The following is a 427-nucleotide window of genomic DNA, read 5'->3' on the forward strand; positions in this document are numbered from 1 at the left end:
CTGATAAGCAACTGGATCAATTGGTTGGCTACGTCGAGCTCCTCAACAAATGGAACAAGGCCTACAACCTAACCTCGGTTCGTAATCCTAGCGACATGCTAGTGAAGCACATTATGGACAGCATTGTGGTCTCACCGCACCTTGATGGGAAGCGGTTTATCGATGTAGGTACAGGGCCTGGATTGCCGGGTATTCCATTGTCAATTATGAATCCTGACTGTGAATTTTTCTTGCTTGATAGCTTAGGCAAGCGTATACGTTTTATTAAACAAGTTGTACATGAGCTCAAGATTGAGAACGTGACACCGGTTTTAAGCCGTGTAGAGGAATTCCAACCTGAGGTTAAGTTTGATGCGGTATTGAGCCGAGCATTTGCTTCTATGACCGATATGGTAAATTGGTGTCGCCACTTGCCAAAAGAAGGTAC

At 45.0% G+C, this 427-nt stretch carries 1 protein-coding gene; it reads left to right on the forward strand.

Going from position 1 to position 427, the window contains the following annotated elements; all coding sequences use genetic code 11:
- A partial coding sequence (rsmG, locus tag AB4585_RS28290) for a 16S rRNA (guanine(527)-N(7))-methyltransferase RsmG (RefSeq protein ID WP_372172090.1) occupies positions 1-427 on the forward strand: 427 nt, incomplete at both ends.

Source organism: Vibrio sp. 10N.222.49.C9 (assembly GCF_041474985.1).
GTDB lineage: Bacteria > Pseudomonadota > Gammaproteobacteria > Enterobacterales > Vibrionaceae > Vibrio > Vibrio crassostreae_C.